This is a genomic window from Chryseolinea soli (assembly GCF_003589925.1).
GTDB lineage: Bacteria > Bacteroidota > Bacteroidia > Cytophagales > Cyclobacteriaceae > Chryseolinea > Chryseolinea soli.
Map to the genome: position 1 here is coordinate 1,066,380 of NZ_CP032382.1, position 15,872 is coordinate 1,082,251.

Annotated in this window: 16 protein-coding genes; 7 read left to right on the forward strand and 9 right to left on the reverse strand. The window is 51.7% G+C overall.

Annotation, left to right across the window (positions count from 1 at the left end):
• Positions 1–30: 30 nt before the first annotated feature.
• From D4L85_RS04400 to D4L85_RS04415, 4 genes are all read left to right on the forward strand, one after another.
• A complete protein-coding gene (locus tag D4L85_RS04400) occupies positions 31–462 on the forward strand; it encodes a MarR family winged helix-turn-helix transcriptional regulator (RefSeq protein ID WP_119753174.1) in 432 nt (143 codons plus the stop codon).
• Between the two features lie 93 nt (positions 463–555).
• Positions 556–1,560: an NAD(P)/FAD-dependent oxidoreductase gene (locus D4L85_RS04405; RefSeq protein ID WP_119753175.1), complete on the forward strand. Its 1,005-nt coding sequence runs from the start codon at positions 556–558 to the stop codon at positions 1,558–1,560.
• A gap of 26 nt (positions 1,561–1,586) precedes the next feature.
• Positions 1,587–1,910 (forward strand): 2Fe-2S iron-sulfur cluster-binding protein, encoded by a 324-nt coding sequence (locus D4L85_RS04410; protein WP_119753176.1) that lies wholly within the window; start codon positions 1,587–1,589, stop codon positions 1,908–1,910.
• Positions 1,911–2,138: 228 nt separating this feature from the next.
• Positions 2,139–4,361 carry a GAF domain-containing protein gene (locus D4L85_RS04415; protein ID WP_160143534.1) on the forward strand — a complete coding sequence of 741 codons (2,223 nt, stop codon included), beginning with the start codon at positions 2,139–2,141 and terminating at the stop codon, positions 4,359–4,361.
• A gap of 3 nt (positions 4,362–4,364) precedes the next feature.
• On the opposite strand, the gene D4L85_RS04420 is transcribed toward D4L85_RS04415, so the two are convergent.
• On the reverse strand, positions 4,365–4,973 hold the full coding sequence (locus D4L85_RS04420; protein ID WP_119758654.1) for an IMPACT family protein: 609 nt from the start codon (positions 4,971–4,973) through the stop codon (positions 4,365–4,367).
• 117 nt (positions 4,974–5,090) lie between these two features.
• On the opposite strand from D4L85_RS04420, the gene D4L85_RS04425 reads away from it, so the two are divergent.
• The 3 genes from D4L85_RS04425 to D4L85_RS04435 all read left to right on the forward strand — a co-directional run bounded on the left by D4L85_RS04425 (position 5,091) and on the right by D4L85_RS04435 (position 8,073).
• Positions 5,091–5,909 carry a head GIN domain-containing protein gene (locus D4L85_RS04425; protein ID WP_119753178.1) on the forward strand — a complete coding sequence of 273 codons (819 nt, stop codon included), beginning with the start codon at positions 5,091–5,093 and terminating at the stop codon, positions 5,907–5,909.
• A gap of 121 nt (positions 5,910–6,030) precedes the next feature.
• Positions 6,031–7,365 (forward strand): DUF418 domain-containing protein, encoded by a 1,335-nt coding sequence (locus tag D4L85_RS04430; RefSeq protein WP_119753179.1) that lies wholly within the window; start codon positions 6,031–6,033, stop codon positions 7,363–7,365.
• 66 nt (positions 7,366–7,431) lie between these two features.
• Positions 7,432–8,073, forward strand: a complete 642-nt coding sequence (locus D4L85_RS04435; RefSeq protein WP_119753180.1) for an MgtC/SapB family protein — start codon at positions 7,432–7,434, stop codon at positions 8,071–8,073.
• 30 nt (positions 8,074–8,103) lie between these two features.
• Here D4L85_RS04435 and D4L85_RS04440 read toward each other — a convergent pair whose 3' ends face one another.
• The 8 genes from D4L85_RS04440 to D4L85_RS04475 form a co-directional block, all read right to left on the reverse strand.
• Positions 8,104–8,898: a helix-turn-helix domain-containing protein gene (locus D4L85_RS04440; protein ID WP_335621958.1), complete on the reverse strand. Its 795-nt coding sequence runs from the start codon at positions 8,896–8,898 to the stop codon at positions 8,104–8,106.
• Between the two features lie 248 nt (positions 8,899–9,146).
• Complete coding sequence (locus D4L85_RS04445) at positions 9,147–10,157, reverse strand: aldo/keto reductase (protein WP_119753181.1); 1,011 nt, start codon at positions 10,155–10,157, stop codon at positions 9,147–9,149.
• Between the two features lie 303 nt (positions 10,158–10,460).
• Positions 10,461–11,132: a lysoplasmalogenase gene (locus tag D4L85_RS04450; protein ID WP_119753182.1), complete on the reverse strand. Its 672-nt coding sequence runs from the start codon at positions 11,130–11,132 to the stop codon at positions 10,461–10,463.
• The gene (locus D4L85_RS04455) at positions 11,129–12,298 is read right to left on the reverse strand and encodes an MFS transporter (protein WP_228450772.1); all 1,170 of its coding nucleotides are present in this window, start codon (positions 12,296–12,298) and stop codon (positions 11,129–11,131) included. Before D4L85_RS04455 ends, D4L85_RS04450 begins: the two co-directional genes overlap by 4 nt.
• Before the next feature lie 57 nt (positions 12,299–12,355).
• A protein-coding gene (gene prfB / locus D4L85_RS04460) for a peptide chain release factor 2 (protein WP_119753184.1) occupies positions 12,356–13,454 on the reverse strand; the annotation gives its coding sequence in 2 pieces (ribosomal slippage) (positions 12,356–13,393 and positions 13,395–13,454; 1,098 coding nt in all).
• Positions 13,455–13,511: 57 nt separating this feature from the next.
• On the reverse strand, positions 13,512–14,033 hold the full coding sequence (locus D4L85_RS04465) for a hypothetical protein (protein ID WP_119753185.1): 522 nt from the start codon (positions 14,031–14,033) through the stop codon (positions 13,512–13,514).
• A gap of 88 nt (positions 14,034–14,121) precedes the next feature.
• Positions 14,122–15,186, reverse strand: a complete 1,065-nt coding sequence (locus D4L85_RS04470) for a branched-chain amino acid aminotransferase (protein WP_119753186.1) — start codon at positions 15,184–15,186, stop codon at positions 14,122–14,124.
• 94 nt (positions 15,187–15,280) lie between these two features.
• Positions 15,281–15,835, reverse strand: coding sequence for a cob(I)yrinic acid a,c-diamide adenosyltransferase (locus D4L85_RS04475; protein ID WP_119753187.1), 555 nt, complete (start codon positions 15,833–15,835; stop codon positions 15,281–15,283).
• Positions 15,836–15,872 lie beyond the last annotated feature (37 nt).

Below are 15,872 nucleotides of genomic sequence, written 5' to 3' on the forward strand. Positions count from 1 at the left end.
CCATAAGTTTGTACACTAATTATTAGTGTTATGAACGACGACCAGTATAGCTCCTATTCTTTCTTGTTGGACCGCACGGCGAAGCGCGTAAAGCAATACGCCCAGCAGCGCTTCACCGAACTGGGGTTCAATGTCACCGTGGATCAATGGATCGTGTTGAAACATCTCTACGAACACGACAGCATGAAACAAAACGAGCTGGCCGAGTTCCTGTTCAAAGACAACCCCACACTCACCCGGATCATCGACCTGCTCTGCGACAAAGGTCTCACCGTGCGCAATGTGCATCCCACGGATCGCCGCAGTTTCATGGTGAGCCTGACCAAGGAAGGCACGAAGAAAGTAGAGCAACTGAGCCCGAAAATAAAAACCATCCGCCTCAAGGCCTGGGAGGGCCTCTCCGAGCGCGACTTCAACCAATTCAAAAGGATCCTGGACACGATCTATAAGAATTTAGGCTAAAAAAGGCCTTTTTCTGAAACTTATTCGTGTAGAAATAGTTGTTATACTAATAGTTATTACACTACATTTACACATATACCAACACAGAACGCTATGATCCAGACAGACATTTGCATTATCGGGGCCGGGCCGGTGGGCCTGTTTGCCGTATTCGAAGCCGGGCTTTTGAAAATGCGTTGTCACCTGATCGATGCGTTGCCGCAGATTGGCGGGCAACTCTCGGAGATCTATCCCAAGAAGCCGATCTATGACATTCCCGGTTTTCCCGAAGTGAACGCTCAAACTCTGGTGGACAACCTCCGCGAGCAGATCGAGCCTTTCAAACCCACGTTCACGCTGGGCGAGCGCGTGGATGGCCTGACGCGAACGGAAGACGGCAGCTTCATCGTCACCACCGTCGACGGCACGCAAGTGAAGAGTAAAGTGGTGGTGATCGCTGCGGGATTGGGGAGCTTCGAACCGCGTAAGCCCGAGTTGCAAAACCTGGAGCGCTTTGAAGGTCGCGGTGTTACCTATATGGTGAAGGACCCTGAAACGTTTCGCCAGCGCAGGCTCGTGATCGCCGGCGGCGGCGACTCGGCCCTCGATTGGACCATTTATCTGTCCTCCATCGCCGAGCGCGTCACCCTGATCCATCGCAACGAATCGTTTCGCGGTGCGCCCGATTCTGCGGAGAAAGTATTGAAGCTTGCCGCCGAAGGTAAGATCGACCTTTTGCTCAGCGCCAACCTGCAATCTGTGAATGGCAACGGCGTTGTGAAGAGCGTGTCGGTGGTGGACAAGCAAAAAGTTGTAAAGGAAATTGAAACCGATTTTCTCATCCCACTCTTTGGCCTGAGCCCCAAGCTGGGACCCATTGCCGACTGGGGACTGAACCTCGACAAGAGCGCCATTGAAGTGAACACGGTGGATTACTCCACCAACGTGGAAGGCATCTTCGCGATTGGCGACATCAACACCTATCCCGGAAAATTGAAGCTCATTCTCTGCGGCTTTCATGAAGCGGCATTGATGGCACAACGTGCATTTGAGTTTGTGTATCCCAGTCAAAAGCTCAGCTTTAAGTACACGACCGTCAACGGTGTGAATGCTTTTTGATCACTGAAATAACCTACGGCCAGACTATGATAACGTTCTCCGTTGAAGACTACACCGGCCAGGTGCAAACCCTGGAACTGCCGGGCGACATCAACCTAAGCCTGATGGAGGTATTGAAGGCTTCCGACTATCCCATCGCCGCCACCTGTGGGGGCATGGCCCTGTGCGCCACGTGTCATCTCGAAGTGGTGTCGGGAGGCGACCGGCTGCCAGCAGCCGGCGATGCTGAACTCGACATGCTGGATACATTGCCCAACGCCACCGCGCAAAGCCGGCTGGCGTGTCAGATCCGGTTGAGCGAAAATCTGCAAGGGGCCCGCTTTGCGCTGAAAGCGCCGGCCTTGGTTTAGGATGAGCACCCTTTTTCAATAGCCATCCCAACGCCGTAGATACCGGTCTGGCGGGTTGCAGGACCAACACGCCGTCGGCTCCTGATCCGATCTTATTTCTTTCTCCACAAACGTTACCGGTAAAATGCCAAAGGGGCATAACACTTGGGATTTGGAAAATTTGTATTTTCATGCGGACCCTAAATCTATTGATCTCCCATGGCTCTTATTCTCCCAAAGCGCAGGCTTTTGGTTAAACTCGTTCTCCTGGTCATCGTTCCTGTTCTGCTACTCCTTTTGTTCGTACTTTTTATCGCGATGTTTCCCGCCTCCACCTCCCTGGTTTGGACTGGGGCTTTAGTGGCGACCTTTGCTTATGCCTTGTTTGCTTTTTTGTTTCTCACGGCATTCACCCGGCGTTTTGAGAAAGTGGAGGAAGTGTCGAAGCTTTTAGCAGAAGGGAAATTGGATGAGCCGTTCCACCAAAATGGCCAGGACGAGTTCATGGCCATCACACAATCTATCCACCTGGCCGGCGAAGGGTTGAAGACCAAAACTGCGTTTGCCAACCACATCGGCGACGGAAATTTGCAAGCCACCTATGAGCCCACGAGCGCCGACGATCAGTTGGGTCTCTCCTTGCTGAAAATAAAAGAGAACCTCCTCGCTGTGAAAGACGAGGACCGGAAACGCAACTGGACCACCGACGGGTTGGCGCGCTTTGTGGAAGTGATGCGCACCGACAAGAGCCTGAGCGAACTCTGCCACGACATCCTCCGGAATCTGGTGGTGTTGTTGCGCGCCAACCAAGGCACCATTTTCATCATCAACACCACCGACATGGGCGACACCCAGCTGAGCATGCAGGCGTGCTATGCCTTCGATCGCCGGAAATATCTCAGCAAAACCATCACGCCGGGCGAAGGGCTTATCGGTCAGGTCTTCCTCGAAAAGCGGACCACGTACCTGAAGAATGTGCCCGACAATTTTGTGCGCATCACCTCCGGTCTCGGCGACGCCAACCCGCGCTTTGTTTTGATCGCTCCGCTGAAAATGAATGAAGACGTTGTCGGCGTTGTGGAGCTCGCTTCGTTCAAGGAATTTGAAAAACACGAGATCGCTTTCGTGGAGAAGATCGGCGAAACCATTGCGCACAACATCATCTCCTTTCGCACGGCCGAACACACGCGTAAACTTTTACAAGATTCGCAGGAACAGACCGAGCATATGCGCGCCCAGGAAGAGGAGTTGCGCCAAAACCAGGAGGAGCTGCAGGCCACCCAGGAGGAGATCAGCCGGAAATACCACGAGTTGTTCCGCCAACTGACCAGCCTAAACCATCAATCCCGCTTCGACCAACTCAAGTCCATCACCTCCACCAAGAAGCGCAACGTAGAGTACTATTTCGACATCATCCGGAACCAGATCATCACCTTCTCGGAAAACAAGATGGTGATCGATGCCATGAAAAGCTTTGGCCATGCATTCGATGCGTTGCCGCCTGAAAATCCGGCGCAGATGAAGGACAGCGTGAGACAATACTACACGAGTGAATTTATGCCGCGCCTGCAGGATAATATTTCACATGTGGAAAAGGTGGAGAACTATTTGCCGCCGGCCGGCATTGCTACCGTGCTGCAATACGTCTTCATCTCAGCCAACCCGCACCCTACGGGCCAAAAATCGTTGATGATCACGTCGCGCGACAACAGCGACTACGGCCGGGTGCATGCCCTCTATCACCCCGTGATGCTCAGCTTCCTGGAGAAGTTTGGCTACTACGACATTTTTCTCGTCGATCCCATCACAGGCAACATTGTGTACAGCGTTTTTAAAGAGGTGGACTTTGGCACCAGCCTGCTCACCGGGCGATACCAGACCACAAACTTCGGACGCGTGGTGAAGGCGGCCATCGAAAGCACGGATAAAAATTTTGTGAAGCTGGTGGACTTCGAGCCTTATGCACCTTCTTACCATGCCCCGGCATCTTTCATTGCTTGTCCGATCTATGACAACGACAAAAAAATAGGCATCCTCGTTTTTCAAATGCCCATCAACAAGATCAATCAAATCTTGACAGGCGACAATCACTGGCGCGAAGACGGCCTCGGCGAAAGCGGCGAGACCTACATGGTGGGTCCCGACCACAAGCTCCGTTCCATTGCCCGCGACCTCATCGAAAACAAACGGCACTACCTGGCCACGCTCAAGGGAAACGGCTACGACGAGAAAGCCCTTCATCAAATCGACCGGATGAACACCAGCATTTTGGTTGAGCAGCTTGACATGGACTCCATTGATCTTGCCCTGAGTGGGCAGACGGGTACAAAAATTGAAAAAAATTCTTCTGGTGAAGAGCTACTCAACGCCTATGCGCCGTTGTCGATCCCGGACGTGCAGTGGGTCATTCTTTCGTCCATGAAAGAAACGGAAGCATCGCAGCGCATCAATGAGCTTCGAAAGCAGGGATAAACTTCAAACAGCGCTCACCGCTGTGCCCAAAGCCTGAAGCAGGGCCAGGGCTTCCTCGAATTTTTCTTTTTGTTTTAAGGGAAAGTGGATGGTCATCCGGCATCGGTCGGCAAATTCCTGTTCTCCCATTTGAACCGTGAGATCTTTTATCAGCCGCATCACTTCGGGAGTTGCTGAATAGTCATATTGTAGTATTACGGTTTCCATGACGTCTTTTTGAATGATCGTGCCGTGTTGTAGGGCATCGTCTGCCGCGGCTTTGTAGGCGGTGATCAATCCGCCCACGCCAAGCTTTATGCCACCAAAATAGCGCACCACCACGATGAGCACGTCAGTCAATCCTTTGGCGCGGATCTGTCCGAGAATGGGATCGCCGGCGGAGTGGTTGGGTTCGCCATCGTCGGCCGCGCGGAAATGTTTTTGGTCAGGGCCCAGCATCCAGGCGTAGCAGTGGTGGCGGGCGTCGAAATATTCTTTGCGCAGGGCTTCCAGTTTCTCCTTGATCTCGCCGGCGGACGTCACCGGGTAGGCGAAGGCCAGGAATTTGCTTCCTTTTTCCTTATAGCTCCCCTGCGCGGGGGTCTGGAGGGTGAGGTACGAATAGACGGGCATGTAACCGGGACGGAGATTTTGCGTCAAAGAAAGAGAATTAAAAATTCCAGGCCAACCCGTGCAACCTTGGTCTGGGAGGATCAGTCTATACGGGTAAGACATCAATATTCAAGAAATATGAAAAAACATGCATTCCTCTTCGCGCTTGCGCTCCTCGTGCTGGCCTCGTGGGCACAAGCCCAGACACGCGAAACCCGCAACGTGAGCACCTTCACCAAGATCGCTTTCCGCGTCCCGGGCAAGCTTTACCTGCGCCAGGGCAGTCCGCAAAAAGTAGAGATCGAAGGCAGGAAAGACGTGCTGGAAGAGATCGAAACCGAAGTGGACGGCAGCAAGCTCGTGATCGGCAAAGAAGGTGAATGGAAGTTTTGGCGCTGGAAGGAAGGCGACGAGGTGAATGTCTACATCACCGTAAAAGATATTGAAGGCATCAGCGTGGCCGGCTCCGGCGATGTGATCGCCGAAACCAAGATCATCGCAGGCGACCTCGACCTCAACGTGAGTGGCTCGGGCAACCTGAAACTGGAAGCCGAAGCCAGCGGCGATATTGAAAGCGACGTGAGCGGCAGCGGCGACATCAACCTGAAAGGCAAATGCCGGAGTTTCAACAGCGACGTGAGCGGCTCCGGAAAAGTGATCCTGGCCATCACGGTCAGCGGCACGGCCGACTTCGGTGTGACGGGCTCGGGCAAGATCGAAGCCACAGGCACCGCCGGCAATGTGAAAACAACGATCAGCGGCTCGGGAAAAGTGCTGGCCGCTAACCTGGAAACCAGCAAATGCGAAGTACGGATCTCCGGCTCGGGTGATGTAGAGATCAACGTGAAAGACGAATTGGACACCAGCATCTCCGGCAGCGGCAGTGTTGGTTACAAGGGAAATCCCAGTCGCGTGAACAGCCATTCCTCTGGCAGCGGACATGTACATAAACTGTGATCCATTCACAGACCACATAAACTAAGCGGGCCAACACCCGCTTTTTTTATGACCGTTTACGGGTATTGCAATCCCGAGGGCAGAATGTTATCTTCATTGACCCTAACCCTCTCTAACATTTATGGAAACCTCATTGCCGCTCCAGCAAAAGGAGCGCATCTTCATGATTGATGCCCTTCGTGGCGTCGCCCTTTGTGGCATATTGATCCTCAACATGCCGTTCTTTGCCCGAGCCTATCAGTTGGATTTCGATTGGCGTGTCCTCCAGGAAACCTCCATGCGCAACATCGCTTCGTGGATGGTTACCGGCTTTGTGCTGGGCGGATCTTTCCGGGCCATGTTCTCGATGTTGTTCGGCGCCGGCGCGCTGCTCATCATTTCGCGATTGGAAAAACAATCCGGTCTCGGTGCAGCCGATGTTTATTACCGGCGGCTTATCTGGTTGCTCGTCTTCGGACTGGTCAACGCCTATGTGCTGTTATGGCCCGGCGACATTCTGTACCACTACGCCATCTGCGGCTTGTTCCTGTTCCCGTTGCGAAAAAGTTCTGTCAAATTGTTGTTGTGCCTTTGCCTTTTCTTCATCTGTGTGAACATGTTCAAGTCTTATCTTAAAAACCAGGAAAACCTGGAGAAGCGCGAAAAAGGATTGGCGGCCATGACACTGGAGACACAAAAGAAAACGCTCACTGAAGAGCAAAAAGGTGATCTTGAAAAATGGAAAGAAACGGTCGAGAAGACCAAAGTGGAGAACGTCAAAAAAGAAGTTGAAAAAGAAAACAAGGCCATGCTGAAATCCTATCCCGAAGTGTGGAAGCATGTGAAGTCGACCAACGCCAAATTTGAATCCACCGCGTTCTATGACAACATTTTTTTCGATGTCATGATCTGTATTTTGTTGGGCATGGCATTGTATAAATTGGGCATCCTCACCGGCGACAAGTCTACAGGGTTTTATGCCGGCATGCTCATTCTCGGCTACGGGTTGGGCATCGGTGAGGGCATCATGTCAGGGATCTATTGGTACAACGCGCAATTGAATTATTATAACTTTATCGAACGTTGGCCCTTTCCCTTCAGTTTATATGATCTTCACCGGGCACTCGTGGCGATCGGGCATATCGGACTGATCAGCCTGCTGTATAAGAGCGGTGTATTTCATGGCTTTCTGAAACTCTACGCCTGTGTCGGGCAGATGGCATTCACCAACTACCTCTCGCAGTCCATTATTTGCACCCTTATTTTTTATGGCTATGGGTTGGGATACTTCGGACATTTTGAGCGGTATGAATTATTTTATTTCATATTCGGGATCTGGGTATTTCAAATTGCTTTCAGCAATATCTGGCTGAAGTACTTTTTATTCGGGCCGCTGGAATGGGTATGGAGAAGTCTCACCTATTGGAAGCGACAGCCCATGCTCAGGACTCGCCAAGTGGAATTGGCATTGGCCTGATTGTAAACTGCCACATCACCCTGGCCAAGGTTTTTATTACCTTGCGATCTGAAAAACGCAAGGGTAATGGAAATTTTGAATACGCACTATGAAACGGCTTTGCAGCTGCTGCTTTCATTTGTGATCGGCGCCGCCATCGGGTTAGAACGGGAGTACAGAAGCAAAGCGGCAGGGTTGCGCACGATGATCATCATATGCCTGGGATCCACGTTGTTCACCCAGGTGTCGATGGCCATCGGCGAAAATTCGCAGGACCGGATCGCATCCAACATCATCACCGGCGTCGGCTTTCTTGGGGCTGGGGTGATCTTTAAAGACGGGTTAACCGTGACCGGGATAACGACGGCCACTACGATCTGGATCTCGGCAGCGTTGGGTATGGCCGTAGGCGCTGGGCAATACTTTATCGCCCTGGTAGGATCGGTGGTGGTGATGATCGTGCTAACGGTTTTCGAAAAAGTTCAAACGGTAGTTGACCGGATTCATCACGCGCGGTCTTACAAAATCGTGTATACCGACGAACGCGATTTCATAGTGGGGTTAGAGTTAGAATTGAAGAAGCTCCGGCTGGGGTTTCAACGAAAGCGCGACTTGAAGGATGAGAAGGGGTTTGTGTTGTTTTATGAGGTGTATGGAAGAGAGAAACTCCTGGATGCGTTCAATACGTATTTGAAACGCGATGAGCGGGTGAAGATGTTTGAGTATTGAACTCTCTTCTTATCGCACCACTCGGAACTGTCAGTTGACAGACTGGCGAAATTCAAGCGGAGAGACGTTGGTTTTGCTCTTAAATAGTTTATTGAATGATTGCGGATATTCAAAGCCCAGCCGATAGGCTATTTCGCTCACCGATAGTGATGTGGTAGAAAGTATTTCCTTTGCCTTGTCGATCACTTTGTCGTGAATGTGTTGTTGCGTGGTTTGGCCGGTGAGATTTTTTAGCAGATCGCTGAGGTAGCCGGGTGATACATTGAGTTGATCTGAAATATATTTCACCGTAGGCAATCCCATCTCCCCCACCTTGTCGCCGTTGAAATACTCCTCCAGGAGAGCTTCCAGTTTTGACAACATATCGTGATTCAGATTTTTGCGTGTAATGAACTGACGATTGTAGAACCGGTTGGCATAGACCAGCAAAAGTTCGATATGCGAAATGATCACGTCCTGGCTGAACCGGTCGATAGCCTGGTGATATTCCTGCTCCACCTCTTTCATGATCCTGATGATCGACTCTTCCTCCTTTGCGGAAAGCAACAAGGCCTCGTGCAACTCATAGGAAAAGAAGCCATACTCTTTGATGGTTTTCATCAGCGGGTAGCCCTGCAGGAAGTCAGGATGGAAGTAGATCAAGTATCCTGACACGGCGATCTCATCTGTATTCGTTATTGACATCACCTGCTTGGGAGCCGTCATCGTCATCACGCCCTCATCAAAATCGTAGTACGTCTGGCCATACTTCATTTTTCCATTAATACCTTTTTTAATGGCGACACAATAAAGATTGATCACAAAATGATCCCATACATCACTCACCGTGAAGCTTACTTTTTCAAAATTTCATGACGCTGACCAGCGGGTGTTCGGGTTTAGGCAAGCCGAATGCGCTGTGCAGGGCTGCCACCGAATCAATTACATGCGGCGATTTGTGTTTGCGTGTCATCCAGTTGTGAATTTAGTGATTGTTTCTTTTCCTTTTCAAAAAAACAGATACCAGGTGAATGCACCCGGTATCTTTTGAACGTTTGTTTGCAATAGCATCGGCGAACGTGACATCCGGGTCTTTATTTGCCCACGACCGCCATGTTGGCGGCATCATAGCGGTCGCCTGTAACCGTGCCCAGTGGAATAATGGACTCCAGTCTCGCCAGGTCTGCTGAGGATAACTTGATCTTTGCTGCTTCGATATTTTGCTCGACGTATTTTATCCGCTTTGTTCCAGGAATGGGCACAAGGCCTTTTGCTACAACCCACGCAATGGCCAGTTGCGAGCTGGTGATGTTCTTTTCGCGCGCCATAGTTTTGATCTCATCCGCCAGTTCGATGTTCTTGTAAAACTGCTCCCCCTGAAATTTCGGAAGCGATCTTCTGAAATCATCCGCGGCAAAATCGTCAGGCGACTTAAGTTCGCCCGTGAGGAAACCTCTTCCCAGCGGGGAATAGGCGATAAACCCGATCCCCAGTTCTTTGAGCGCGTTGAGAACACCTTCTTCTTCCACACTTCTTTCAAACAATGAATACTCGGTTTGAACGGCTGTCAACGGATGAATGCTATGTGCTTTTCTGATGGTGCCGGAACCAACTTCCGACAAACCAATGTAGCGCACTTTGCCCTCCTTCACCAGATCGGCCATGGCGCTTACGGTCTCTTCAATCGGTGTGTTGGGATCGAGGCGGTGGAGATAATAAAGGTCGATATAATCTGTTCCGAGATTTTTCAGGGAACGCTCCGCTGCTTTTTTAACGTACGCTTTTTTGCCATTGTATCCCCAGGTTAACTGTTCCTGGTCGTCAATTTCGTAGCCAAACTTTGTGGCAACAATGTACTTCGCGCGATTGCCCCGGATGGCTTTCGCGACAAGTCTCTCATTGAGCAGCGGTCCGTATAAGTCGGCCGTGTCCAGAAAATTGCCTCCGAGTTCCAGCGATCGGTGGATGGTGGCGATCGATTCGTTTTCGTCTGCTTTACCGTAGATATCTGCACCCGCAATCGTGGTCATTCCCATACAACCGAGGCCAAGCGCAGGAATCACCAATCCCTGGCTGCCTAACTTTACTTTCGTGATGTTTTCCATGAGCTTTGAATTTTGTTCTCTGCAAAGGACCACAAATGGCCGTTTACGGAGTTATCCAAATCCCGTGTCGTTGTATCCAAAAACCGGATATGAAGAGCGTTCCCGTAACGCACGGTCGACTCGTGGAGTGGGTCAGGGCTAAAGCCTTTTTATGTAGAGCTGTGAGACCCCGGCCTAAAGGCCGGGGTTATTGTTAAAGTCCGAAGGATTGGGTTGCTCCCTTTGCATTTCGTTTGCCTTCTTTGCTCACCGAAGCTTTAGCGAAAGCGAGGCTTGCCCGCTGAAGCTTTAGCGAAAGCGGGTTTAACTTTTTTCTTCGTGACGCACCAACCCCAACACGATCCAATACTGCGCCACCATATACGTCAACATGATCCAACTCCCACCATTCGGAACCGGCGTGAGAAACTTATTGATCGCCAAAAGCGAATCCGACAACATAAACAAGAGCGCCCCAAAAAACACCATCCGAAAGCTCATTGCCTCCGTGCGCCCATACCGGAACAGCGCATTCAGCACCATGACGATGAGCACCAACGCATACACCATCACCGGAAACCGCAACGGCCCCAACACCGGATACAACACAATGATCAACCCCGTTCCCGCCAGGACAATGGGAAACGAGGCCCGTATTTTCTGAATGCCCTGCAAAGCATCGCTGGCTGCCACCCACTGATGCTGGCGATACGAAAAAATATAGAAGACATGCGATGCCAGAAAGGCCAGCAACCCAAAAATGAAAAACAACTCGTGACGAGTCTCGAACATCAGCAGCACATCGCCTGCCAGTGAAAAGAAAATAGCCAGCAACACGATCGGCGAACGGTGCGTCGCGCTGATCACGTAGTATAGGCCAAGCGTGATCATGATCAATGGCTTGCATACATAGTGAACTTCCAGCCAACCCATCCACCCCGCCGCCAATTCACCCAGGCAAACGAGCGCAAAGAATATCAATACCGCTTTTTTCATACGCTTACTTTTTTAGTGGACCGTTGAAACAAAAGATACACAAACGCCAACACGGACATCGCGCTGCAAAACGCAAAGGCATGCAGAAAATGGGTGTGGTCATTTCCATACAACCAACCCGAAACCAGCGCCCCGATGCCAATGCCCAGCTCCATAGCGATATACAATGTCGCGATGCCTCTTCCCCGGTGATGCTCATCGCTCAGGTCGGTGGCCCAGGCCAACAACGTGGGCGAGGTGGCACCATAGGCTAGGCCATACAAGATGATGCCCACACTGAGTTGTGTCTGATCGTGCGCAAAAGCGATCACCAACATCGCGATGGCGATCACGAACGTGACGATCAGCAACACCGGTGCCCGCCCATAGCGATCGGACGCCTTGCCTGCCAGCAGGCGCACAAACAAGATAGCCACCGTGAAGTAGGTAAACAACACACCTTTATTGTGCATGCCGACATACGTCCCAAAATCTGGCAACAACGTCAGGATCGCACCATAGGCGCATACACTTAGAAACATGACCACGGCTGGTTTGAGCACGCGGGGTTCGAACAGATCGGACCGTTTCACTTTGAGAAGTCCTATGCCAAAGGGATGTTTTTCATCCAACGTCTCCTTAATCCCCAATACCACCAGCATGGAAATGATCGCGGCACCCGATGAGCAATAGAACATAACATGCAATCCAAAGTGCCTCACGATAGGATCGGCTATCGCAGGCGCCACCGCCGTACCCAGCGAACCTGCCGTAGCCAAGATGCCCATGGCCTCTCCCCGGCGGTTGGCGGGAATGACATCGGAAAGATAAGCCGCCTGTCCTGTTGGTGTGAAGCCCGTTGAGAAACCGTGCATTAATCGGAGCAAGAAAAATCCCATCACCGTGGTGAGCACGGGATAAATGAGACTGCAAACGAAACACACCATCGCCCCGGTCATGATCACCGGCTTGCGGCCAATTCTGTCGGCGAGTTTGCCGCTGAAAGGTCGAGAGAGTAGCGCGGTTACGGTAAACAAAAAAATGATGAGTCCTTTATATTCCGCGCCGCCCAGGCTGGTGAGATACGCCGGGAGTTCGGGAACGATCATGTTGAAGCTGCCAAAGAAAAGCAACGAGCTCAGGCAGAGGAGCCAGAACGGTGTGTTGTAGATTTTTTGAGTGGTCAATTTTTTTATGGAAAAAGAAACGCGTTGCCCCATGGAAAGAGCAACGCGTTTTTTGGATCAGGCTTGCTGTGGCATTTCCTGTGCCCCCAGTAAAAAGGCTTTGATAAAATCGTCGAGGTCGCCGTCGAGCACGGTTTGGGCGTCGTGGCGCTCCACGCCGGTGCGGGCGTCTTTCACGAGCTTGTAGGGATGTAACACGTAGTTACGGATCTGCGAGCCGAAGTCGATCTTCATCTTGCCGGCTTCGATCTTGTCGCGGGCAGCGTTGCGCTTTTCCATTTCGAGCTGATACAATTTCGACTTCAGCATCTGCATGGCGCGCTCGCGGTTGGCGTGCTGAGACCGTTCCACCTGGCACACGATGACGATGCCCGTGGGCTTGTGTGTGAGCTGCACCTTCGTCTCCACCTTGTTCACGTTCTGGCCACCCGCACCACCGGAACGCGATGTTTGTATTTCGATGTCGGCGGGATTGATCTCGATCTCGATCGAGTCGTCTACTTTCGGGTATACGAAGATGGATGCGAACGACGTATGCCGGCGTTGGTTGGAGTCGAACGGTGAGATGCGCACCAGGCGGTGCACGCCGATCTCCGCCTTCAGTTTACCATAGGCAAACGGCCCGTCTATTTCCAGCGTGGCCGATTTGATGCCGGCGACTTCGCCCGATTGATAGTCGATCTGTGTCACTTTGTAGCCGCTCTTCTCGCCCCACATGATGTACATGCGGTTGAGCATGTCGGCCCAGTCGTTGCTTTCGGTGCCACCGGCACCGGGATTTATCTCGATCACGGCACTGAGCTGGTCTTCTTCCTTGCTCAGCATTTTCTTGAACTCCAACTCCTCCACGGCCTTGGCCGTCTTCTCATAGTCGCGGTCCAGTTCTTCTTCACCTACGTCGCCGGCCTGGTAGAATTCATAGAGTACTTCCAGGTCGTCGATACCTTTGGAAAGGTTATCGAAGGCGTCGGTCCACACTTTTTTGGTGCGGATGTTTTTTAGAATGGCTTCGGCTTGTTTGGGATTGTTCCAGAAATCCGCTTGTTGGGTAATGAGCTCCTCGTCTCTTACTTCAACGATCTTACGATCGTAGTCAAAGATACCTCCTCAAGGCGCTAACGCGAACCTTCAAATCTTTCAGTTGATCTGTTGTCATGGTGAATAATAAATTTTGGCCAAAAGTAAGGAATTCCGGCAACAAATCAGGGTCTGTCTAAAACCGGTCGAGATCGTGCTGGTAGAAAGGAGAATCATAGTCGGCCGTGAACAGCCGGTAGCGTCCTCCTATCCGCTGCGATTTTTTCCGGATCAGCATCATGGGCAGCCCCACGGCCACCATGGCGATGGATACGCGGTTTACACTTTGATCGAGGCTGGCACTGTGACCCTGCACCACGACGGTATTGAATTGGTCGATCAAAAAATAGCCGGCGCCCCCGATCACCAGGAAACCGCCCACGCGGTTGGCAAAACTGGAATGTTTGAAATAAATACGATCGATCTTGTGGAAGGGAATGATGTCCTTGTGCGCCATCACCGCGGTATCAAAAAGGTTGTTCACATAACTTACCCGGACGGTCTTGCTGCCTTTCACGCGGAAGGTGATCTCGTCGCCAAAGCCGAGGCGCAGCAACACTTTTTCACCCTTCAGCAGCACCAGTTGCTTCTGAGCATAGCCCGCCGTTGCCAACGCCATCAGCACCGTCAAACACCATAGCACTTTCGTCTTTTTCAACCTGTAGCGATTTCGCTCTAAAAGTAAAAAAAACGGTGAACAATCAAGTCCACCGTTTCAGGTTGAGTTATTCAGGTAAAGAAACAAATTACATTTTTACGACCCATCCGAAGGGGTCAGGAGCGATTCCGCGCTTGATCTCGTCCAGTACAGTATAAATATGAGCGGCAAAATTTTGCTTTGACGCCGCAGGCAACGGGTAATCTATGCCTTCGTGGCCGATGGCCTGGATGGGGGCAATGGTCGCCGCCGTGCCCACGCCAAACGCTTCTTTGACGAGGCCGCTTTTCAAACCATCGATCAATTCTTTCACGCCCACTTTGCGTTCCTCCACTTTCATGCCTTCGCGGCGCGCAATCGCCAGCACACTGTCGCGCGTGATGCCGGCCAGGATGGAGTCGCTCAAGGCGGGTGTCACCAGCGTGTCGCCAAAAACAAACATCACGTTCATGGTGCCCGACTCTTCAATGTAGGCGTGCTCTTTGCCGTCGGTCCACAACAACTGCTGATAGCCTTGGTCCACAGCAAGCTTTGTGGGGTAGATGGCACCACCGTAGTTGCCGCCGGCTTTGGCATAGCCTGTGCCCCCGGCCACGGCGCGGGTATAATGGGTTTCGATCTTGACTTTCACCGGCGCGGAATAATAGGCGCCCACCGGCGAAGCGATGATCATGAAGGTGAAATCCAGCGAGGGACGGATCCCGATAAATTCATCGGCCGAAAAAAGAAAGGGCCGGAGATAGAGTGCGCTTCCAGCTGTCGAGGGGATCCAAGCACGGTCGATCTCCAACAAGGCGCGCATACCCTCCGTAAACAACTCCTCCGGAACCAGCGCCATGCAGAGTCTTTCGGCAGAAAGATTGAGGCGCTTGAAATTGGCCATCGGCCGGAATACCAGCGCTTCACGATCTGTGCCACGATAGGCTTTCAGTCCTTCAAAAATAGATTGTCCGTAGTGCAATGCCGGTGTGGCAGGGCTGATGAGCATGCGGCCATAGGGCACAATGCGTGGGCTACCCCATTCGCCGTTGCGAAAATCGGCCATAAACATATGGTCCGTATAAACCTTCCCGAACGGAAGGTTCGAAAAATCCACCTGGGGAAGCCGCGATTTGGCTACCCGCTCTACCTCAATTTTCAACGTCTCTACCATGGATACCTGAATTAAGGACCCGAAGGTAGAATTATTTTTCAAATTCGACTAACAAATGTTAGTTTTTGGCGATAGATGTCGTTTTTGGGTGCGGTTATTCATCCATTCTGGGCTTCCACGGCGTTTCTTCTGCCTTTAGCTCGTGGGCCATCTTGCGGCTCAACATAAATAAGTAATCCGAAAGGCGATTCAGGTATTGGATCACCAGGGCGTTCACTTCTTCGGTGGCTTGCAACGCTATGGTTAGGCGCTCGGCGCGGCGGCATACCGTGCGCGCCAGGTGGCAAAACGATACGGCTGTATGGCCGCCCGGTAACACAAAGAACCGCATGGGCGGCAAAGCTGCATCCATGGCGTCGATCTCTTTTTCAAGATATTGAATATCGCTTTCGCGGAGGGTAGGAATATTCACTTTGGTGTTGCCCGGCTCGGTGGCCAGCATGGAGCCGATGGTGAACAGGCGGTCTTGTATTTCGACCAGCACGTCTTTTCGTTTTTGATTTACTTCCTGGTCGCGCACCAGCCCGATCCAGGAATTCAATTCATCCACGGTGCCGTAGGTGTCGATCCGCAGGTCGGCTTTGGAAACGCGTTTTCCTCCAAAAAGGGATGTGGTGCCGCGATCTCCGGTTTTCGTGTAGATCTTCATGCACTAAAGGTAGGCGATGCGGGGGAAGGGAGAAAAT